Source organism: Parolsenella sp. LCP21S3_E11 (assembly GCF_052118165.1).
GTDB lineage: Bacteria > Actinomycetota > Coriobacteriia > Coriobacteriales > Atopobiaceae > Parolsenella.
Genome location: NZ_JBQKHS010000001.1, coordinates 680163 through 700784, shown reverse-complemented (window position 1 = coordinate 700784; position 20622 = coordinate 680163). Strand labels below are relative to the sequence as shown.

Below are 20622 nucleotides of genomic sequence, written 5' to 3'. Positions count from 1 at the left end.
GAAACGAAAGACCTGCTAGCTTCGATAACGAGAGCGGAGATTGGACACGATAAGTGCCGTCGCTTCAGCAGGGGAAACGGCATCGAGGTCGATCCAATTCGCACGCCCATCTCTACGGAGCCACGAAAGCTGCCGCTTTGCATAACGGCGCGTTCGCCGCTTAATCAATTCGACAGCCTCATCCAGACTAATCTCGCCATCAAGATATTCCAGGATCTCTTTATAGCCAATAGCCTGACGGGCCGTTAGGTCAACTCCATAACCTCTGGAGACAAGCCCTTCAACCTCAGATACGAGGCCTTGCTCGACCATCATGTTAACGCGCTGGTTGATGCGAGCGTAAAGCCTGTCCCTATCCATGGTGAGGGCCCATATCCTAGCGTCATAGTGGGGCTTTCGGACACGGAGATTCTCAAGCTGTGCGGAATACTTGACTCCCTGGTCAAGCATTTCAAGAGCGCGGACCACTCGCTTGGAGTTATTAGGGTGAATCGCCTCCGCTCCGAGAGGGTCACGCTCGTAGAGGAGGTCCCAAATCGCCTGTGCACCCTTGTCCTCTAGCATTTGCTCATAGCGGCCACGAGTGACGCCGTGGGTTTCCCCGGTCGGGAATTCCATCTCGTCAATGACGGCGTCAAGATAGAGACCCGTGCCACCACAAAGAACTGGGGTAACTCCGGTGGCCAGACGCTCATCTATGAGCTTTCTGCAATCCTCCTGGAACCTCGCAACGGAATAGTCCTCGTCGATACCTACGACATCGACCATCTGCAGCGGAACACGCCTCTCTTGAAGTGGCGTCTTAGCAGTACCGATATCCATGCCGCGATAAACTTGCATGGAATCAACCGAGATGACGTCACTCCCAAGCTCAAGCGCGACGAGTTCAGAAAGTGAGCTCTTACCGGAGGCAGTAGGCCCAACAATGCAGACAACGGGACCTCTCAGCCCCTCACTCACCTGGGCTCCCCTACCATTGGTCCGCGTAGATACCAAGTGCGTGCTTCCTCGACCTTCACATCAACAAGCTTACCGATGAGGGAATCGGGTTCGAAGCCTTCCGGAGCACGGAAGTGAACGGTCTTGTTCTTCGGGCTATGGCCAACAAGAACATCGCCATCGCGCTTCGAGACACCCTCCACAAGCGCCTCGACAGTGCGACCAAACTCGACCTGATTGGCATCGAATGCCTGCTGGGCTACAAGCTCAGCCAAGCGATCGAATCGCTCCTGGATAACCTCGCGGGGAGTCGGGTCATCTATTTCCGCAGCTGGGGTACCGGGGCGCTTCGAGTAGATGAAGGTGAACGCAGACTCAAAGCCGACCTCTTTCACGAGAGAGAGGGTCTGCTCAAAGTCTTCCTCGGTCTCACCGGGAAAACCAACGATGATGTCCGTCGAGAGCGCGATTCCTGGCATTGCGGTCTTAATCTGGTCAGTGAGGGCAAGGTACTCCTCACGCGAATAGTGACGGTTCATGGCCTTAAGAACGCGCGTGGAGCCACTCTGAACCGCAAGATGGAGCTGCGGCATGACAGCAGGAGTCTCGGCCATCGCAAGAATTGTCTCGGGCGAAAGATCCTTAGGGTGAGAACTCGTGAATCGAATGCGTTCGATGCCGGTCTCCCCCACCGCACGGAGAAGCTCGGCAAAACGGGGTGAGCCATAGCGCTGGCGACCGAAAGAGTTGACGTTCTGGCCAAGAAGACAGACTTCGCGAACACCATCTTCACGAAGGCGACTTACTTCGTCGACAATATCCTCGAAAACGCGATCCCTTTCCCTGCCACGGACATACGGCACGATGCAGTAACTGCAGAAGTTGTTGCAGCCCGTCATAATGGGAACCCAAGCATGCCAAGGAGTCTCACGCCTGCTCGGGAGGTCGCTGGAAAAGCCAGGGTCATCCTCGCTCACGTCCGCCTGAACAGACTTGCCATTACTCTCAAGCGCACCAACGAGCAGCTCGGGAAGACTGGAGATGGCCCGAGTGCCAAAGACCACGTCGACGTTCTTCATGTGCTTACGAATATTCTCGCCATCTCTCTGGGCGATACAGCCGCCAATGGCGACAAGCCTACGCCCACTCGGCGGCACCGGAGCGCTCACCATGGCAGAAACCTGGCCGTACAGATGGGTATCCGCCTTCTCGCGAACACAACAAGTCATAAAGACGACGATATCCGCCTCATCGGGCGAGGCAACTTCGATACAGCCGCACGACCCAAGCACGCCAGAAACGCGCTCAGAGTCATGAAGGTTCATCTGACATCCGAAGGTCTTAACGTGATACGTAAGACCAGCAAGAGAACGAGAAGCTTCCACTACGCAACCACCGATCCAGCGCCCTGCTCGATGCAAGTGGCATCCGCAGGAGTAAGCCTATGAACATAAATTGCAATACGAATTGCCGTGCGACTCTGGCCGTCAATGTCAATATCGGAGAAAGTCGGGGCGCAGGAGATGTCATAGCCGGTAGGAATCAAGAATCCACGCGCAATTGCGACGGCCTTGATAGCCTGGTTAACAGCGCCGGCACCCACAGACTGGATATTGACCGGCACGCCATCCTTCACCATACCTGCAATGGCACCCGCAACAGAGGCGGGAGACGATTTGCTCGAGACCTTTAGGTAGTCCATGGGTAAAGCTCCTGTCGTGTACTGGAATAATTCGAGTGCTGTTGTGCTGTGATAGTTAGTGATGGAACTGCGATGAAACGCGCAGGATTTGCCGCGTCAGTCTTCTTTTTCAAGGTCAAACGTTACGACTACCTTATCATGCGAGACGCTAATCCTCGGATCACCAGCAAGGGCGAGGTAATAGCGCTCAGACAATAACGAGAAGTCACGCTCCATAATACGCGCGAATTCCTCGGTGTCGTCTTTAGAAATACGAAGGCCCCTACGATCGCGCGTAAGATCGATTTCCTTTGGACCAGGGGTGCCACCCTGATGAGTAAGCCTATTTGCGACCGATCTGAGAGGCTTAATTTGACCGGCTAGTATGCGGTGGGCAGTCCGCTCCGAAATGTAGAGCCCAAGTGATTCGGCGATAGAAGCGAGCTCATGGGCATCCCCAGCAACAGCAGGACGATCAATCACTCTAACCTCATCGATATCATCTACGAATAGGAGGCGAGAGCGATCCGGCGATTCATTGGTAAGCGCGCGCATAGTGGCAAGTACCTCTGCCGCAGATCCGAGATACACTTCGCACACGCCACGCTCTTCCAACGCAAATTCGCAGCTCGTTCGAATTATGTTTTTGGGACCACGAAGTCGAGGTTCGCCTTCGTCTCCGCGTCCAATAGTCGGCCACGTACTTTGATCCTTGCGCTCGGTTAAAGCCGTCGTGTCCGAGACAACACGAATGGAAGAACCGAGCCCCACGCCAGAAGCCATGACATCGGAGCTCTTAGAATTCTCACGAATGGAGAACAGGGCCATGCCTCTTCCGTGCACGCCCCATCTGTCCATATGCACAGAATCGAGCTTGGATGTAACGCGCGCATCGAAAATCTTCTTGCGCATGGAATCAGGAAGACCAGAGCCATCGTCAATCATGACGATGCTACGCTCGTCACCTTCGCGATTTGTAGCTACGAATATGGTGTGGGCACCGGCGTCACGAGAGTTGCGAAGCATCTCAATGACAACGTCCTCGGCACAGCGAATGTCATGCTTCGCCTGCCTTCGCTCCGCCTCGCCGACACGAAGCCTGACGAAGCCGTTGCCCAGGGACTCTTCAACCCTAATGGCAGAATCCCCCGAAACGCTTGCAACGAAATCAGCGAGCGAGGGAGTCCCCTTCGAGGCCCCCCCGCTCACGAAATCTGTTCTATCTTCAGCCATTCGATGGTAAATGACGTCTACTTGGCAACGTCGACAGCGCGAGATTCGCGAATGACAACGACGCGGACCTGACCGGGATACTCCATCTCGTCCTCGATCTGCTTGGCGATGTCATGGGCAAGCACCGTGGCCTCAGCGTCAGAGATCTTCTCGGGCTGTACCATGACATGAAGCTCACGACCGGCCTGCATGGCATAGGTACGCTCAACGCCCTCATGGGCGTTCGAAATCTCCTCGAGCTTCTGGAGACGCTTGATGTAGGTCTCAGCGCTCTCGCGGCGAGCACCGGGACGAGCGGCGGAAACTGCGTCAGCGGCCATCACGAGCTGATCAAGGATGGTGTTGGGCTCAACGTCTGCGTGGTGAGCCTCGATAGCGTGTACGACCTCAGGGCGCTCGCCATAACGGCGGGCAAGATCCGCGCCGATAACGGCGTGAGGTCCCTCAACCTCATGGTCGATCGCCTTGCCGATGTCGTGGAGAAGTCCGGCGCGCTTGGGAAGCGTCGGGTCGAGACCGAGCTCAGAAGCCATGATGCCGCAAAGCTCAGAGACCTGCTTGGAGTGCGAGAGGACATTCTGTCCAAAGGAAGTGCGATAGCGGAGAGCACCGAGGGTCTTTACGATCTCAGGGTGAAGATCATGGATCCCAGCGTCGAAAGCTGCCTGCTCACCAGCCTCCTGAACCCTCTGCTGCACGAGAGTCTCCGCCTTCTTATACATCTCCTCGATGCGGGCGGGGTGGATGCGGCCATCTGCGATAAGGTTCTCGAGAGCAACGCGAGCCGTCTCGCGGCGAACGGGCTCAAAGCTGGAGAGAAGCACCGTCTCAGGCGTATCGTCAATCACGAGAGAAACACCGGAGACCTGCTCGAAAGTGCGAATGTTTCGACCCTCGCGACCGATGATGCGGCCCTTGAGGTCATCGGAAGGAATGTGAACCGTGGTTACCGTGACCTCACCGGCCTGATCGGCAGCACAACGCTGAATGGCAGTGGTGACGATCTCGCGAGCGGTCTTGTCCGCCTGGGCGCGGGCACGCTGCTCACTCTCGCGAAGAATCTGCGCCTCCTCGCGGACAGTATCCTTGCGGACGCGATCGAGAAGCTCCTTGTGTGCCTCGTCAGTGGAAAGGGCGGCAATACGCTCGAGCTCGGTGGTCTGCTGCTTCATGAGCTCGTCAAGGTCAGACTGGCGGCGGTCAAGCTGGCCGGCCTGGCTAGAGAGCTGGTGCTCACGACGGTCAAGAGCGTCATTGCGGCGGTCAAGAGACTCTTCGCGCTGCATGATGCGGCTCTCCATGGTACGAAGCTCGCTCTTGCGCTGCTTCTCCTCAGCCTCGGCGGCCTGGCGCTGCTTGAGGATGTCCTCCTTAGCGGCGAGAACAGCCTCCTTCTTCGTGGTCTCAGCCTGACGCTCTGCATCGTGGGTAATCTGCTTAGCCTTCTCCTCGGCCTCGGAAACCTGACGATTCGCATCCTGTACTCGAGCGGAATTCTGGCCGTTGACGACGAAGTGCGAAATTGCAAAACCAATTGCGAGCGCAACAAGCGCTGCGATAACGACAATCTCGATGCCCATAGTGACTCCTAGGAAAACGTTTGGCGAGGGTGTTCAGGAAACCGTCCCACAATGAGACAGAGCCCACCATCCGAGCGAATCCCGGCGTCTATGCTTATGCGAACATCGCAGGTACATGAACAAAGAGTACGTCTGCCGCGATTATGCCGGCGGACGGGATAAACCCAAATGGTTGTTCTATTTTATGGTTAACCGAATAATCAGTCAACGTTATGTAACGTCCCCCATCAAGTGCGAACAAGTGCGAAAGCGGATGGCCGCAGCTCGCCGCAAATGCTGTGCATGACACCCGCAGCTCGTCGCAAATGCCATGAATGGCGCGATCTGTCTTAAGTGGAATTAAAACGCGCCATCTTCTCGAGCTCTGGACAAATAATCTGAAACGACAGACGTGCAAACGGAAATTGGATACCCCTTAGAGCAGAGGAACCTCACGAGCTTCTGGTATGGATTCTTCTCAGGGATACGCTTTCGCTCGAGGAGTTCGAGAGCGCGGTCCTCAGGGCTCTCGTCATCAAGAAACTCCTCAGGCCAGCCAGCGACGTCAGACAACGTTACGCCACGATGCGCAAGCTCGCGCTCGATACGAACTGGCCCCCAGCCAGCAGATAGCTTCATGCGAATAAAGGAGCCTGCAAACCTCTCGTCATTGATAATCCTGAGAGTGATTGCCTTTTCGATAACACGACGCGCGCAGTCACGCGTAAAGCCATCTCTAACGAGCTTGTCCTCGGCCTCCTTGGACGAATATTCCCTGCGAGAAACCATGTCGACCAAGCGCTCCCAGGCACAGGTATCCCCAAGCTCGCGAATCATATACATGAGCTCAGCAAGGCTCTGCGGCTCTTGGGAATCCGCTGATTCAAGCTTCCTGGCCACGGGCACAGGAATATATAGGTCATCGAAACCCTCTGAGGCGACTATCACCATGGGCATACGCTGGCCCAGGGCAGCTGCTCTGTCTGGATAGGTCGCAGACCAACAAAAGCCGGAGGACGCATGATGCTCATGCGGCTCCCCCGGCTTGATGGCCTTACGAGCGCGACTACTCGGCACTGTCAGCCTCAGGCGAGGTGGCCTCAGGAGAATCCTCCTCTGGGGCGTCAATAAGGCCCACGGCAACCCTCACGCGATTCTCGATCTCTTCGCGCAGATCCGGGTGGCTACGGAGCATCTCCTTGGCGGCCTCTCGACCCTGTCCAAGGCGCTCGCCCTCGTAGGTATACCAGGCGCCAGACTTATTAATGACGTTCTTCTCGACGCCAAGGTCAAGAATCGAGCCTTCCTTCGAGATGCCCGTGCCATACATGATGTCAAACTCAGCAACCTTAAACGGAGATGCGACCTTGTTCTTGACGACCTTAACGCGAACGCGGTTGCCGATGATATCGCCGCCCTGCTTGATGGAGTCAACACGACGGATATCCATACGGACGGAAGAGAAGAACTTGAGAGCGCGGCCACCCGGCGTTGTCTCGGGGTTACCGAACATGACGCCAATCTTCTCACGAAGCTGGTTGATGAAAATGCAGGTCGTGTTCGACTTGGAGAGAGAACCGGCAAGCTTACGAAGCGCTTGGCTCATAAGACGAGCCTGAAGGCCAACCGTGGTATCGCCAATCTCGCCCTCAATCTCAGCCCTGGGAACAAGGGCGGCGACGGAGTCGACGACTACGACATCAATCGCACCAGACCTGACAAGCATGTCGCAAATCTCAAGCGCCTGCTCACCGGTATCCGGTTGGGAGATCAGGACCTCGTCGATATCAACGCCAATGCGGGCGGCATAGCCAGGATCAAGAGCATGCTCCGCGTCGATAAAGGCAACGACGCCGCCCATGGCTTGAGCCTCCGCAAGGATCTCAAGGGAAAGGGTGGTCTTACCAGAGGACTCAGGACCATAAATCTCAATGATGCGACCACGCGGAACGCCGCCGATGCCAAGCGCGGCGTCAAGGGCAATGGAGCCAGTGGGAATGGCATCAACGTGGAGGTCTGGGCCGCCATCACCGAACTTCATGATTGCGCCCTTGCCAAACTTCTTCTCGATCTCCGCAGTTGTGGATTCGATCATCTCCTCGCGAGCCTTGCCCGTGGTGGGCGCATGAATCTCGCGAGACGTACCGCTGGACTTTGCCATTTCCTCGTTCCCTTCCATTGTCGTCCTCCATATAGTACGCGAACGTTCGTTCGTGGTCAACAGAACGGGGAAAGCGTATAACGGGGAAACCAGACATTACCTTGCAACCCTCAGACAGAAACATGACACCCAAGCTCAGAGTCATCATGAAGACAGAAAGACGCCGCCCGCGAATCTACGAACGGCGCCTTATTGAGCCCAAATGGCAAACCTTACAAACCACAGAATTAAGGTTGACCAGAGTGTGATTAGGAGACACGGCCTTCAAAGCGAACTATAGAGCCTCAGAGACGAGCTCGAGCGCACGCATGACGGACTGAAGCCTAACCTGGTCTCGATCCCCCTCGAAGACCTCGCTAACCGCACGCACCTTGTCACCGAACGAGAGGCCAAACCAAACTAGGCCCACGGGCTTACCGGGAACAGCGCCTCCCGGGCCAGCAATGCCGGTCACGCTAACCGCCACATCGCAATCAAGCGCGCGTCGCGCTCCAGCAGCCATCTCAGACGCGCACTCAGAAGAAACCGCACCCACGCGTTCGAGGGTCTCATGCGAAACGCCGAGCAGTGCCTCCTTGACTGAGCAAGCATAGCTTCCCACGGCACCCATGACGACATCAGACGAACCAGGGATAGCTGTGAGGGCACCCTCGACAAGACCTCCAGTGCAACTCTCGGCAGTGCCAATAGTGAGGCCCTTTGCACGAGCGGCCTCAAGAACGCCCTCAGCCTTCTTGGTGACGTCATCCCAGGTCAGAGGTGAAGATTCAGCGCCCACCTCATCAGCAGGCTCCTCATCGACAAGAGAACCCCACGCCTTCATGAAATAGTCCACGCCACTCCAGATCGTGAGAAGCACGGCGACAAACAGGGCTGCATAGGCAAGATAGATAAGCACGGTATGCAGAATCGTGTCCGCAGGCAGCGCAAGCGCCAGAAGATTGGTGCAAATGGCTCCCATGGTGGTGGCGGTCTTCCACTTGCCAAGGTCGCTTGCGGCGATAACAACTCCCTTGGAAGCAACGACCATGCGAAGGCCGCTAACGAGGAACTCTCGCGACACGATTACGAGCAGCGGCCACGTAACAGGCTCACCGCGTTCAAGCAGGTAGCAGAGAGAAACGATGACGACGAGCTTATCGGCAATCGGATCGAGGAACTTACCGAAGGTGGTCACCTCGTTGCGACTCCTCGCGAGGTATCCGTCGAGCTTGTCGGTAAGGGAAAGGAGGCAGAACGCGACAAATACCGCAAACATGCCCCAGGAAATACCCTCGGTGGGCACCTTACCGCCAAGAAGTTCGGCCATGAGAAGCCAAACGGGAACGAAGACGACTCGAATGCAGGTGACGATGTTAGCGGGAGTCCAGATGGAATGGCCTTTCTTGACGTCAGCCATTTAGGCCTCCTCGTCAGAAGGCACGATCTCGCCCTCAAGTTCGTAACAGAAAGCCTCGGTCAGCAGCACACGAACAACGTCTCCGACGGAAGCCTCCCCTTCCGGAATGTGAACCGCGCCGTCGCAATCGGGAGCCTGGAACCAAGCGTGACCAATGAGCTCGGGCTCGTCTCCGTCCGTGTCGACGCCGTCGATGATAACGTCGACAACCTCGCCGACGTGGCTCGCCGTCGCGGAGAAACCAAGCTCTTCCGCGATGTCAATCAGGCGCTGTGTACGCTCGAGCTTCGTCTCCTCGTCAACCTGACCGTCCATCTCGGCGCCGCGCGTGCCCTCTTCGGGCGAATAGGCAAAGACGCTGGTGTAATCGAACTCCTCCTTGGAGATGAACTCGACAAGCTCCTCAAACTCGTCGTCGGTCTCTCCGGGGAATCCAGCTATACCGGTCGTGCGCAGAACCATACCGGGAATCTCGCGGCGAAGACGTGCGAACAGCTCGGAGTACTCCTCGGCGCTGCCGGAACGGTTCATGCTCTTGAGCACGCGAGCGTTGCAGTGTTGGATGGGCATGTCAATATACGGGAGAACCTCGGGCGTATCCCGAATCGCAGCAATAAGCTCGTCGGTCATTCCCTCAGGCTGGAGATACAGGACGCGCAACCATGCGCCGTACGGCCTTACGACCTCTGCAAGGCGCACAAGGAGGCTCGCAAGGGTGTCGTCCTCGCCGAGGTCCTTGCCCCAAATGCCCGTATCCTGGCCAATGAGAACGAATTCCCTAACACCCTGCTCCGCAAGAGCCTTGACCTCAGCGACGATCTCGCTATAAGGCCTCGAGGCATAGCGTCCGCGAATATAGGGAATCGCGCAGAAGGAGCAGAAACGGTCGCATCCATCAGAGATCTTGATGTACGCGCTTGCGCCCTCAACGGTACGGAGCGGCTCGTCAAGCGGGCCGGCAGCGGAGCCCTCGGCAGCCGGGACGAGGGATTCTCTGCCCAGGACACCATCAATGACCCCCACGATCCCGTCCTCGGCATCCGCTCGAACGAAAGCCGCGACCTCGGGGAGCTCGGCAGGAAGATCGTCTCCGTATCTTGAGGGGACGCACCCGCACATGACGATGGGACGCTCGCGAACGCCCTCGCGGGCAGCCTCGGCAAGCTCAAGCGTACGCTCGATGCTCTCAGAGGCAGCACTTGCGAGGAAGGAGCAGGTGTTAACGATGACCGCATCCGCATCGGCCACGTCATAGGCCTCTCCATAACCGGCTCGCAGCAGGAGGCTGCGCATACGGTCAGTGTCGACCTCGTTCTTCGCACACCCGAGCGTTACGAAAAGAATCAGGGGGGCGTCAGCCTCATTGACATTGCTCATCGTCATACGATGCCTTTCTTGCAAAAGACTCCCGACGGCCTACGCCGCATAAAAGGAGTCAGCAGTCGTTTCTCGTCTCTACGTCCAACTGATAGAACGCCCCGGATAAATGTCCGGGACGCGCGCTCATTCTAGCGATAGTTGTTGAACTGAAGGGGAATGCCGTAGTCCTGGTCGCGAAGGAAGGCGATTACCTCCTGGAGCGCGTCTCTGGAAGCACTCGTCACACGAAGCTTATCGTCCTCGACAGTAGCCTTCACCTTGAGCTTAAGATCGCGAATATCCTTCGAAATCTTCTTCGCGCACTCCTTGTCAATACCCTGGACGATATGGCCAACGACGCGAACGCTACCGCCCGAGGCGGCCTGGGGCTTATCCCAGCTCAAGCTCTTGAGATCGACCTGACGCTTAACGAGGCGCCCGTTGAAAACGTCGATAACCTGCTTTGCGACAAAATCGGCCGGGGCGTTGACGGTCACGATGGCATCGGCCTTCGAAAGCTCGATGGAAGCACCGGAACCCTTCAGGTCATAACGCTGCGTTAGCTCGCGAGCGGTCTGCTGATAGGCGTTGTCGACCTCCTGCATGTCAACGGTGGAGACAACGTCGAAACTTGAATCCTTTGCCATATGGCATCCCTTCGGGGCGACAGCCCAGGTAGTGAATACGAAATTGAATAGACGCTAATCCTCGGAAGAATCCGAGTCATCGTCAGAAGAACCAGCAGAAGCCGTAGTTGACGCCGTCGTAGCCGCGGAAGGATCCGTGCCCTGAATCGTGACGGAGGACACGCCCGCACTCTTGCTGCCAAAGATCTGGCGCTCGCCATTCTTCGTCACGGTGACGACGCTCGGGTCGCTCACGCGAATCTCGATGTTCTTCGTGACCGTATACTCCTCAGACCAAGCCCCCGTGATGGACTCTGCCACCTTCTGCTCGCCGTCACAGGTGATTTCAACCCATGTCGTCGCACCTTCATCCACTGAAACCGCGACCTTGGTCTCCTGAGAGGCGGCGGCCGCGCTCGACGCAGCCTTCCTCTCCGCAGCGTCAGAGAGAACTTGTTGCTCAAGCGTCGAAGCGGTAGTCGCAGCCTGAGCGGCGTCAGAGGTGACGGCAGTTACCACATCGACCTTGCCGTTATCGTTCTTCGAGGAGGCACACGAGCGAACCGAAGAAGAGATGATAATGATCAGAACAACAGCCAGGGCAATCGCGATGAGCGCGACAACACGCCTCGGATCCGAGGTGAAGGCCTGGATGAAGCCGGCGAAGCCGCTAGCCTGCGGCTGATTGTTGCGCGAGCGGAGATCGCGAGAGCGATTGGGCTGAGGGCGCCTCTTAACATTGGGGCGCTCGGGCGTGGGCACATTGCGAGAGCCCTCACGGCCCGCACGCGTGGAAGAAGGACGATATGGACGCGCCTCAGAGTCAAAGCGAAGGTCATCGCGATACTGGCCAGCATTCACGCGACGAGTGGTCACGTCTCCACCGGGAAGCGCGCGACCACGAGAGCTCCCACCCCGACCGGTGTATCTAGAAGACCCATACGATGAGCCGTAGGACTCCCCGTCTCCACGGGAGCGCCTTGCATAGCCGGCCTCACGAGCTCGACGATCGCGATCAGGCTCGTTGGGATCGCGCCGCGTATAGCGACGGTCCTGTTCCTGCGAACCACGATATCCAGCGTATACGGATTGCCCGTATCGAGAAGTCCCGGGCTGAGTACGAGAAACGTACGAATTACCACGAGAGGAATACTCGGAACGATAGTCATAGCGAGCACGCGGCATACCGGCAGAATCATCTTGAGCAGACGGAAGCGACGGCGGAGTCATCGAGACGGGCTTGATGATGTTCGTGGCCGAAGCCGCGCCCTTATAAGAGGGCTCGTCTGAAAGGCTTGCAAGACCAGAAGGGGCTCGACCGGTAACGCCGGCGACATACTCGGCGTGTTCGCGCTCATAGAGCTCACTGATCTCGCGAGAGTCAAGGCCAAGGTATCTCGCATAGCTAGAAACCATGCCCTGGGCATAGCCTAGAGCGGGAAGATGATCGAAGTCGCCGGCCTCGAACGCCTCAAGCACGCTTTCGCGCATGCGAAGCACCTTGGCCGCTTGCGGGATCGAGAGGCGCAGCTGCCTGCGACGATTGTAAAGAATCTCGGCATAACGATAACGAGCCACTGGCCTATCTACACCTCCCTATAGGCCGCCTCGGCAGCCCTAAGTTCTTCGAGTCCATCGGCATCAAGGAGGACCTCTCGGGGCTTTGAACCATCCGGGGGACCAACGATGCCCTTCTGCTCGAGGTTATCCATAATTCTTCCGGCCCTAGCGTACCCCACCTTAAGCCGTCTCTGAAGGCCACTTGTGGAACCTAGCTGAGAGTCCACAACAACTTGGGCGGCTTCCCACACGAGGGGATCGTCGTCCTCCATGCCTTCCGCGGTAGCGGCTCCACCCGCTGCAGCAGGCGCAACCGCAGATAGAATCTCGGCATGATACTCAGGCTCACGCTGGTCGCGAATGAAGGAGACAACGTTTTCAATCTCATCGTCACTGGCGTAGGCGCCAAGGACACGACGAAGGACGCCCCCACTCTTGCGGAAGAGCATGTCTCCCCTACCCATAAGCCTCTCCGCACCGGTCTGATCGAGAATGACGCGAGAGTCAATGGAAGACGAGACCTTAAGGGCAACGCGCGTGTCAACGTTCGACTTGATAAGGCCCGTGACGACGTCTGCCGAGGGACGCTGCGTGGCCAGCACAAGGTGAATGCCCGCCGCGCGAGCCAGCTGCGCGATACGGACGATCGAGGCCTCGACGTCCTTGCCGGCAACCATCATGAGATCACTCAACTCGTCGATAACGATGACGAGGTACGGCATCGGCTTGGGCGGATTCTCCATGTCGGCGAACTTGCCGTCCTCGACCATCTTGTTGTAGACCTTCACGTCGCGCGCGCCGGCCCTCTCGAAGACCTTGAGGCGACGATCCATCTCGGTGACGGCCCACTGCAGAGCGCTCGCAGCCTGCCTGGGCTCGGTCACGACAGGCACATACAGGTGCGGAAGACCCGCATAGCAGGAGAACTCGACGCGCTTGGGGTCGACGAGAATCAGACGCACCTGCTCGGGCGTGGTGCGCATGATAAGCGACATGATGATCGCGTTGATCAGCACCGACTTACCAGAGCCCGTGGTACCAGCGACAAGCATATGCGGCATGCGCGCAAGGTCCGCGACGACCGGCGCGCCCTCTGAGTCTCTTCCGATCGCAAACTCGAGGGGCCCACCCTGCGCATACGGGAGAACGTCACCAAGGCAGACGTTCTGACGCTTCTTGTTGGGAATCTCGATGCCCACAAGCGACGTACCCGGGATAGGCGCAAAGATACGGACGGACTCTGACGCAAGCGAGAGCTGGATATCATCCTGCAGATTCGTGATCTTGTTGACGCGCTCGCCCTCGCCCATCTCGATCTTGAAGGTCGTGACAAGAGGGCCTGCCGTCCAACCAGAGACGCGGCTCGTAAGGCCGAACTCCTCGAGCGTCGATTGCAGGCGCCTCGCCGTACGCTCGAGCTCGGCATCCGTGCTTGCGGAGCTGGCAGAATTCGGGTTACTCGAAAGGAGCGAAAGCGGTGGCAACGTGAAATCGTCCGACGCGTCACCCGGGCGCGACGGGGAATCGGGAGCCGCGGCGACATGCTTGCGAGACCCCCTGCCGGACTTTGGCTTTGAAAGAGAAGCGGCCTCCTTGGTCTTCCTGTACGCGTCCACGTCGGCGCCGGCCTTGGCGGCCGTATCAATGAGAAACGACGGGACAGCGGTCGCGGAGGCCGCATTCGCAGGAGACTTGGCCTCATCCTCGTCAAAGGGAGCGTCCCAGATGGTCGGATCGGCAGAGGACGACACGACGTCACCGGAAGCAGCGGCGGTCTCAGCGGGAGCAAGCTCCTCCTTAACGCCGGCAACGGGCATAACGCCGCCAGCGGGACGCTCGCCCTCGATATCTAGCTTGGGGTGGCGCTTGCGACGTAGCACCGAGGTCTTGGGCTCAGGCTCGGAAGCGACACCCAGGGGCATCGTTGCCGTGGCGTGATCGACGTGATCAGGGGAGGATGAGCCGCGACGCAGGACGGACGTCTTGCGAGAACCGATGAACGATGTCGCAGGCTCTTCCGCAGGCGGCACCTCAGGCTCAGGAGAGACTTCCCACGGTTCGTCCTCGACCCAGGATGCCTGAGCCTGATTCGCGCGCTCGGTGCGACGACGAGTCGCTCCCCTCTCACGAGCTGCGACGAACTTATCGGCAGCAATTCCCATGGAGCGCTGGATACGAAGGGCGAGCTTCGAGATAGAGAAGCCGCACACCACGAGGCCGCAGATGGCGAGTCCCACGAGGAGGACCATGCCAACGACCTGCCCCATAAACGTAAGCAGGACCCAAGCGACACCCGACCCGACATAGCCGCCATATGCAATGGCAACGTCAGCGGAAAGGACCGCATCCGCGCTCGCGGCGGCACCGGGAGAGAGGATGGACAGCATCGAAAGAACCGAGAGCACGACCATTGCGAGGCCAGCGGCCACGCGCGCGACGATTGAGGAATCCGTAGGGAGGAACATCGTTACGGCAAAGAGGATGAGCGCGATCGGCACGAGAAGCGCACCCTCGCCAAAGCCAAGGCGCAGACCCTCCGCCACGGCACGAGTGAGGATCGCATCGCTCGTGGAGACGAGCGCGGCGATCATCGCGACCGCGACGACAATGATGATGACGCCGACGAGGTCGTTTGCCATACCGGAAGAGGCGCCCGCCGAAGCGGGCCCCCTCTGCGAGCTTCTGTTCTGTTGTGCGTTTGAGCTGCGTTTCGCGGGCATGCGGGGCTAGACCTCCATGACGACCGGAATGATCATCGGGCGAGTGTGGGTCTTGGACCAGAGGTAATTCGTGAGCGAGTTGCGGACAGCCTTGCGAAGGACGTCGACAGAAGGGCTGCCCTGGTTGTTCTTATCAACCGTGGAGCGAACAAGGTCCTCGATTCCGGCAAGGAGCTCGTCATCGCTCGAGAACGAGACGCCGCGGCTGGAGACATCGACATCAGCGACCTTGAGAGAGCGGCTCTTGAGCATGACGACGCAGGTGACAATTCCATCCTGGGCGAGCTTCTGACGGTCGCGAAGAACGACGGGGTCAGTATCACCGATACGAAGGCCGTCAACGTAGATTATGCCGGAATCGACGCTGGGGCCAAGCGTGACCTTGCCATCGCGCATCTGGAGAGAGTCGCCGTTGTCGAGCAGCCAGATGTTCTCGCGGGGAACACCTACGGATTCCGCGAGCTTCGCGTGAGCGCGAAGGTGGACGGCCTCGCCGTGGACCGGCATGAAGTTGCGCGGATGCACCATGGCGAGCATGAGCTTAAGCTCCTCCTGGCGACCGTGGCCAGAAACGTGCACGACGGCGTTTGACTTATCGAACACCTCGCAGCCGATCTTGGACAGCGAGTTGATAATGCCCTGAACGCTCTTCTCGTTACCGGGAACGGGCGTGGCGGAGATGATGACGGTGTCGCCTTCGCAGATGGAGAGGCTCTTGTGCTCGCCATTCGCCATGCGGGCGAGCGCAGAGAGGGGCTCGCCCTGGCTACCGGTGCAGAGAACGACGATCTTGTCATCGGGGATATCGCGGAGCTCGAACGCATCCAGGATGTCCTCGTCCGCAATCTTGAGATAGCCGAGCTGGCGGGCGATCTTGGTGTTAGTCACCATGGAACGACCGGTCACGACGACCTTGCGGCCGACCGCAGTGGCGGCATCGCAGACCTGCTGGAGACGGTGGATGTGGCTGGAGAAGCTCGCGACGAAAACGCGACCGGGGGCGTTCTTGATAATGTGCCTGAGCGCGGCGCCCACCGTGGCCTCGCTGGGGGTGAAGCCAGGGATGTTGGCGTTCGTGGAATCAGAAAGCAGCAGGTCGACGCCCTGCTTAGCAAACTTGTTGATGGCGTTGTAGTTGGGCGTGACGCCATCGATGGGAGTCTGGTCAAGCTTGAAGTCGCCCGTGTGCATGACGGTGCCGGCAGGCGTCTTGATATAGAGACCGAGCGCGCCGGGGATCGAGTGCGTCATCGCGAAGAACTGGAGCGTAAAGCAGCCGAGACTGATGCTGGAGCCATCAGTGACCTCACGGAACTTCGGGCTCTTGATGTTGTGCTCGGCGAGCTTGCCCTCGATCATGCCAAGCGTGAGCTTGCTCGAGAAGATGGGCACCTTGCGCGTGAGGTCCATAAGGAGGTACGGGAGCGCACCCGTGTGGTCCTCGTGGCCGTGAGTGATAACGATGCCGCGGAGCTTCTCCTCGTTCTCGAGGACATAGGTGTAGTCAGGAAGGACGAGGTCGATTCCAGGCTGATCATCATCGGGGAACATAAGGCCAGCATCGACGAGGACCATGTCATCGCCGCACTCGAACGCCGTCATGTTCTTTCCGATGCCATCAAGGCCGCCAAGCGGGATGATCTTGAGCGTCGGGGTCTTTGACATATGTGAGGAATTCCTCCTTGGTCTATGGACTGAAAAGGTATAGCGGCGAAGCCGCGTCTTCATGAGTGTGGGGAGAAGGCGTCGAACGCGCCTCCTGCAACCAAGTAATTATAACAGCGAAGGGAGGGTCCCAGAAGAGGACCCTCCCTTCACATGCGGTGTCAACCAGGAATTAATCCGTCTAACGTCCGCAATTCATACGATTAGCCCTCGTGGTGACGACGCGGTGCGCGACCGGCGTTACCGTTGTCGCCGGGGTGACGGCGCGGCTTGCGCTCGCCTCTCTCCTCGCGCTTGCACTCGTGGTGGGAAGCGGGCTTGGAGCCAGCGGGAGCCTCGGGCTTGTCGATGCGATCAAGGCTGATCTTGCCCTTCTCGTCGACCTCGAGGACGCGGACCTTGACCTCGTCGCCGACGGAGAGGACGTCCTCGACCTTGTCAACGCGACCCTGGGCAACGCGAGAGATGTGAAGCAAGCCGTCCTTGCCGGGAAGTAGCTCGACGAAGGCGCCGAAGGGCTGGATGCCGACGACGCGGCCCACGTACTCCTCGCCCACCTCGGGGACCTTGACGATGGCCTTGATGCGGGCGGCGGCATCCTCGGCAGCACCATCAGTGCCAGCGATGAAGACGTTGCCGTCCTCCTGGATGTCGATCGTGGCGCCCGTGTCGTCCTGGATACCGCGGATGACCTTGCCACCAGAGCCGATGACGTCACGGATCTTGTCGGTCGGGATCTGGATGGTGATGATCTGCGGAGCGGTGTCCTTCGGGGTCTCGCGAGGAGCGGGGATCTCGTCGAGCATGGCCTTCAGGATGAAGGCGCGGCCCTCGTGAGCCTGGTGCAGGGCCTGGGTCAGGATCTCAGGCGTGAGGCCGGTGGCCTTGTTGTCCATCTGCATGGCGGTGATACCGCGCTCGGTGCCGGTCACCTTGAAGTCCATGTCGCCGAGGAAGTCCTCGAGGCCCTGGATGTCAGACAGGACGACGGTCTTGCCCTCCTCCTGGATGAGGCCCATGGCGATGCCGGAGACGGGGCGCTTCAGGGGCACGCCGGCGTCCATGAGGGCGAGCGTGGAGCCGCAGGTAGACGCCATCGAGGAAGAGCCGTTGGACTCCATGACCTCGGAGACGACGCGAATGGTGTAGGGGAACTCCTCCTCGGAGGGGATCACCGGGAGAAGCGCGCGCTCGGCGAGGTTGCCGTGGCCGATCTCGCGACGCTTCGGGCTGCCCATGCGGCCGGTCTCACCAGTGCAGTAAGGCGGGAAGTTGTAGTGGTGGATGTAACGCTTGCCGTCGACCGGCTCGATGGTGTCAAGGCGCTGCCACTCGTTGAGCATGCCGAGGGTGCAGACGGACAGGACCTGGGTCTGACCGCGCTGGAAGAGGCCGGAGCCGTGAACCAGCGGCAGGTAGTCGGGCTTCACCATGAGCGGACGAATCTCGTCTGCGGCACGGCCGTCGACGCGCTCGCCGGTCTCGACGACCATGATGCGCATGGCGTGCTTCTCGAGGCTCTTGAGCTCGACGGGGATCTCGCGGCTGTACTCGGCCTGCTCCTCGGGCGTGAACTCGTCCTTGATGGCGGCCTTGAGCTGCTCGACCTTACCAATGCGGGAGAGCTTGTCGGCGTCCTTGAGGGCGGCGCTCATCTCGTCATAGTGGGCAAAGACCTTGTCGTGGACGTAGGCGACAGGCTCGTCATAGACGTACTCGCGCTTGACGATCGGGCCGTTGGTCTCCTCGTACTTGGCGAAGAACTTCTCCTGCTCCTCGCAGAAGGCGGCAATGGCCTCCTGGCCGAAGGCCATGGCGGCGAGCATATCGTCCTCGGAGATCTCGTCGGCGGAAGCCTCGAGCATGGAGATGTAGGTGGTGGAACCAGCGAGCTCGAGGTCGAGGTCGGAGGCGTCGCGCTCCTCGTAGGTCGGGTTCACGATGAACTCGCCCGTCTCGGGGTTACGGCCGATGCGCACGCAGGCCAGCGGGCCCTCGAAGGGCACGCCACCCACAGTGAAGGCGGAGCTAGCGGCCATGACGCACATGGTGTCGACCGGGTTGATCTGGTCAGCCACGAGAGAGGTGGCGACGACCTGGACCTCGTTGCGGAAGCCGGCCGGGAAGGACGGACGCAGCGGACGGTCGATCATGCGAGCGGTGAGGGTGGCCTTCTCGGACGGACGGGCCTCGCGCTTGAGGTAGCCGCCGGGGATGCGACCCACGGCGTACATCTTCTCGATGAAGTCAACCGTGAGCGGGAAGAAGTCGTAATCCTTGCGCTCCTTGGAGACGACGGCGGTGACGAGCACCGTCGAGTCACCCTGCTTGACGAGAACGGCACCCGTGGCCTGCTTCGCAAGCTCGCCGGTCTCAAGCACGTAGTGCTTGCCGTAGAGGTCAAACTCGTGTGTAACCTTTGCCATTTCTTTCCCTTATCTCCGCCTGCCACGTTGCAGACGGGCCGTCTGCGGACTCCAAGAACGAGTGGATCCCATTCTCGCTTGGTCTGGCGCGGCAACGTCGCGCAAGCCCGCCGTGCCCAGACCCTTGGGCACACGATATGAAAAGGGGCGCCTGAGGCGCCCCGTAGGTCCCGCTAATTAGATGTTGTCGCGGATGCCAAGCTTGGCGATGAGCTCACGGTACTCGTTAATGTCGTTCTTCTTGATGTAGGAGAGGAGACGACGACGCTTACCGACGAGCATGAGGAGGCCACGACGGGTGTGGAAGTCCTTCTTGTGGGACTTCATGTGCTCGGTGAGCTCACGGATGCGATCGGTGAGGATGGCGGCCTGAACGGCGGCGGAACCGGAGTCCTGCTCGTTCTTGCCATACTGCTTGATAAGCTCGGCCTTGCGCTCCTTGGAGATGGTCATGATGACACCTTTCTCTCTCGTTCGCCCTAAACTGGGATCGACGCCGGTGTGAGCGTTCGTCCAAGTGAGGGGTACTTACAAACCTGTAGAAGATTAGCACAGATACGGCGTGAGCACGACAAGAACACAAGTTAGAGCCGCTAAGAGAGAGGGTAACAGGCCACCCCCGTCTCGGCTTTCCGCCGGAACGAGCGATCCAACGGCGATGCGCCGCACCAAGTGCCGCTCAGAAGCGCAGTTATACTGTAATACTTCAAAGACGAGGAGGAGAGAACCATGGTAGATGTCGCTCGCTCACGCTTGCCAAAGCGAATCGCGCTTGTCACCGTTGGCGAAACGCGCACCCTCCCCTCTTTGATGGCAAATGACTTCGAGGATGCCCTGGGCGCGTACTCGGAGATTGGCGGGACAAGACCTCCCACAGTCCTGCACTCTCTCGAGGGTGAACCAGCGGTCGACGCCGTGGTCATCATATTCTCAGCCAGCGACACGCAATTGGCAGAAGACTTGCTTGCCAACCTCGAGAGCACGTGCCTTGTCTATGCCCTGGCGTCTAATGACGCCGAAGACGCCGAGAACGCGCTCAAGGCCCTTGACGCCCTTAAAGACGCGTGCAATAAGCAGGGCCTCTCTTGGATGGGCGGCCTCGCCGTTCCTTGCCGCGTGTGGTATGAGGCGCACATGGCCAAGCCCCGCATGGGAAGCGCACGGCGGCCTTTGTCCGAGGCGACGGATGACATCGTCCTTGCCCTCAGGTGTGGGAATTATGCCGGCGTATCGGTCGTGAAAGCGCCTCTAAGGGCTAGGATTTCCACTCCCAAGACGCCTGCTCACGGCTAGG

16 protein-coding genes are annotated in these 20622 nt (G+C 59.0%); 1 reads left to right on the top strand and 15 read right to left on the bottom strand.

The window, feature by feature from the left end; genetic code table 11:
* Nucleotides 1-15: 15 nt before the first annotated feature.
* The 15 genes from miaA to rpsO form a co-directional block, all read right to left on the bottom strand.
* On the bottom strand, nucleotides 16-960 hold the full coding sequence (gene miaA, locus ACTQ1Z_RS03050) for a tRNA (adenosine(37)-N6)-dimethylallyltransferase MiaA (protein WP_320679022.1): 945 nt from the start codon (nucleotides 958-960) through the stop codon (nucleotides 16-18).
* Nucleotides 957-2264, bottom strand: a complete 1308-nt coding sequence (gene miaB, locus ACTQ1Z_RS03045) for a tRNA (N6-isopentenyl adenosine(37)-C2)-methylthiotransferase MiaB (RefSeq protein ID WP_320679031.1) — start codon at nucleotides 2262-2264, stop codon at nucleotides 957-959. The genes miaA and miaB overlap by 4 nt, the downstream gene beginning before the upstream one ends.
* A 59-nt stretch (nucleotides 2265-2323) precedes the next feature.
* Complete coding sequence (locus ACTQ1Z_RS03040; RefSeq protein WP_293814157.1) at nucleotides 2324-2641, bottom strand: stage V sporulation protein S; 318 nt, start codon at nucleotides 2639-2641, stop codon at nucleotides 2324-2326.
* Nucleotides 2642-2737: 96 nt separating this feature from the next.
* A complete protein-coding gene (locus ACTQ1Z_RS03035) occupies nucleotides 2738-3853 on the bottom strand; it encodes an ATP-binding protein (protein ID WP_441858610.1) in 1116 nt (371 codons plus the stop codon).
* A gap of 17 nt (nucleotides 3854-3870) precedes the next feature.
* On the bottom strand, nucleotides 3871-5433 hold the full coding sequence (rny, locus tag ACTQ1Z_RS03030) for a ribonuclease Y (RefSeq protein ID WP_441858608.1): 1563 nt from the start codon (nucleotides 5431-5433) through the stop codon (nucleotides 3871-3873).
* A 339-nt stretch (nucleotides 5434-5772) separates the two neighbouring features.
* Nucleotides 5773-6369: a regulatory protein RecX gene (locus ACTQ1Z_RS03025; RefSeq protein ID WP_441858606.1), complete on the bottom strand. Its 597-nt coding sequence runs from the start codon at nucleotides 6367-6369 to the stop codon at nucleotides 5773-5775.
* A gap of 109 nt (nucleotides 6370-6478) precedes the next feature.
* Nucleotides 6479-7573, bottom strand: a complete 1095-nt coding sequence (gene recA, locus ACTQ1Z_RS03020; RefSeq protein WP_441858604.1) for a recombinase RecA — start codon at nucleotides 7571-7573, stop codon at nucleotides 6479-6481.
* Between the two features lie 274 nt (nucleotides 7574-7847).
* Nucleotides 7848-8972: a CDP-diacylglycerol--glycerol-3-phosphate 3-phosphatidyltransferase gene (gene pgsA / locus ACTQ1Z_RS03015; protein ID WP_320678558.1), complete on the bottom strand. Its 1125-nt coding sequence runs from the start codon at nucleotides 8970-8972 to the stop codon at nucleotides 7848-7850.
* Nucleotides 8973-10355, bottom strand: coding sequence for a 30S ribosomal protein S12 methylthiotransferase RimO (rimO, locus tag ACTQ1Z_RS03010; protein WP_441858602.1), 1383 nt, complete (start codon nucleotides 10353-10355; stop codon nucleotides 8973-8975).
* A 125-nt stretch (nucleotides 10356-10480) separates the two neighbouring features.
* Complete coding sequence (locus ACTQ1Z_RS03005; protein ID WP_293814151.1) at nucleotides 10481-10978, bottom strand: YajQ family cyclic di-GMP-binding protein; 498 nt, start codon at nucleotides 10976-10978, stop codon at nucleotides 10481-10483.
* 54 nt (nucleotides 10979-11032) lie between these two features.
* Nucleotides 11033-12535, bottom strand: coding sequence for a helix-turn-helix domain-containing protein (locus ACTQ1Z_RS03000; protein WP_441858600.1), 1503 nt, complete (start codon nucleotides 12533-12535; stop codon nucleotides 11033-11035).
* Nucleotides 12536-12543: 8 nt separating this feature from the next.
* Nucleotides 12544-15156: a DNA translocase FtsK gene (locus tag ACTQ1Z_RS02995; protein WP_441858598.1), complete on the bottom strand. Its 2613-nt coding sequence runs from the start codon at nucleotides 15154-15156 to the stop codon at nucleotides 12544-12546.
* 87 nt (nucleotides 15157-15243) lie between these two features.
* Nucleotides 15244-16902: a ribonuclease J gene (locus ACTQ1Z_RS02990; RefSeq protein WP_320678567.1), complete on the bottom strand. Its 1659-nt coding sequence runs from the start codon at nucleotides 16900-16902 to the stop codon at nucleotides 15244-15246.
* Nucleotides 16903-17105: 203 nt separating this feature from the next.
* Entirely contained in the window at nucleotides 17106-19328 is a 2223-nt protein-coding gene (locus tag ACTQ1Z_RS02985; protein ID WP_320678569.1) for a polyribonucleotide nucleotidyltransferase, read from the bottom strand.
* A gap of 177 nt (nucleotides 19329-19505) precedes the next feature.
* The gene (gene rpsO / locus ACTQ1Z_RS02980; RefSeq protein ID WP_343005152.1) at nucleotides 19506-19781 is read right to left on the bottom strand and encodes a 30S ribosomal protein S15; all 276 of its coding nucleotides are present in this window, start codon (nucleotides 19779-19781) and stop codon (nucleotides 19506-19508) included.
* Between the two features lie 276 nt (nucleotides 19782-20057).
* On the opposite strand from rpsO, the gene ACTQ1Z_RS02975 reads away from it, so the two are divergent.
* A complete protein-coding gene (locus ACTQ1Z_RS02975) occupies nucleotides 20058-20621 on the top strand; it encodes a hypothetical protein (RefSeq protein WP_441858595.1) in 564 nt (187 codons plus the stop codon).
* Nucleotide 20622: the final 1 nt, after the last annotated feature.

Excerpts from the sequence above, each read along its gene's own strand:
- miaB (WP_320679031.1), bottom strand. The coding sequence starts at position 2,264 with ATGAACCTTCATGACTCTGAGCGCGTTTCTGGCGTGCTTGGGTCGTGC.
- ACTQ1Z_RS03040 (WP_293814157.1), bottom strand. The coding sequence starts at position 2,641 with ATGGACTACCTAAAGGTCTCGAGCAAATCGTCTCCCGCCTCTGTTGCG.
- ACTQ1Z_RS03035 (WP_441858610.1), bottom strand. The coding sequence starts at position 3,853 with ATGGCTGAAGATAGAACAGATTTCGTGAGCGGGGGGGCCTCGAAGGGG.
- rny (WP_441858608.1), bottom strand. The coding sequence starts at position 5,433 with ATGGGCATCGAGATTGTCGTTATCGCAGCGCTTGTTGCGCTCGCAATT.
- ACTQ1Z_RS03025 (WP_441858606.1), bottom strand. The coding sequence starts at position 6,369 with ATGCCCATGGTGATAGTCGCCTCAGAGGGTTTCGATGACCTATATATT.
- recA (WP_441858604.1), bottom strand. The coding sequence starts at position 7,573 with ATGGCAAAGTCCAGCGGTACGTCTCGCGAGATTCATGCGCCCACCACG.
- pgsA (WP_320678558.1), bottom strand. The coding sequence starts at position 8,972 with ATGGCTGACGTCAAGAAAGGCCATTCCATCTGGACTCCCGCTAACATC.
- rimO (WP_441858602.1), bottom strand. The coding sequence starts at position 10,355 with ATGACGATGAGCAATGTCAATGAGGCTGACGCCCCCCTGATTCTTTTC.
- ACTQ1Z_RS03005 (WP_293814151.1), bottom strand. The coding sequence starts at position 10,978 with ATGGCAAAGGATTCAAGTTTCGACGTTGTCTCCACCGTTGACATGCAG.
- ACTQ1Z_RS02995 (WP_441858598.1), bottom strand. The coding sequence starts at position 15,156 with ATGGCAAACGACCTCGTCGGCGTCATCATCATTGTCGTCGCGGTCGCG.
- ACTQ1Z_RS02990 (WP_320678567.1), bottom strand. The coding sequence starts at position 16,902 with ATGTCAAAGACCCCGACGCTCAAGATCATCCCGCTTGGCGGCCTTGAT.
- ACTQ1Z_RS02985 (WP_320678569.1), bottom strand. The coding sequence starts at position 19,328 with ATGGCAAAGGTTACACACGAGTTTGACCTCTACGGCAAGCACTACGTG.
- rpsO (WP_343005152.1), bottom strand. The coding sequence starts at position 19,781 with ATGACCATCTCCAAGGAGCGCAAGGCCGAGCTTATCAAGCAGTATGGC.
- ACTQ1Z_RS02975 (WP_441858595.1), top strand. The coding sequence starts at position 20,058 with ATGGTAGATGTCGCTCGCTCACGCTTGCCAAAGCGAATCGCGCTTGTC.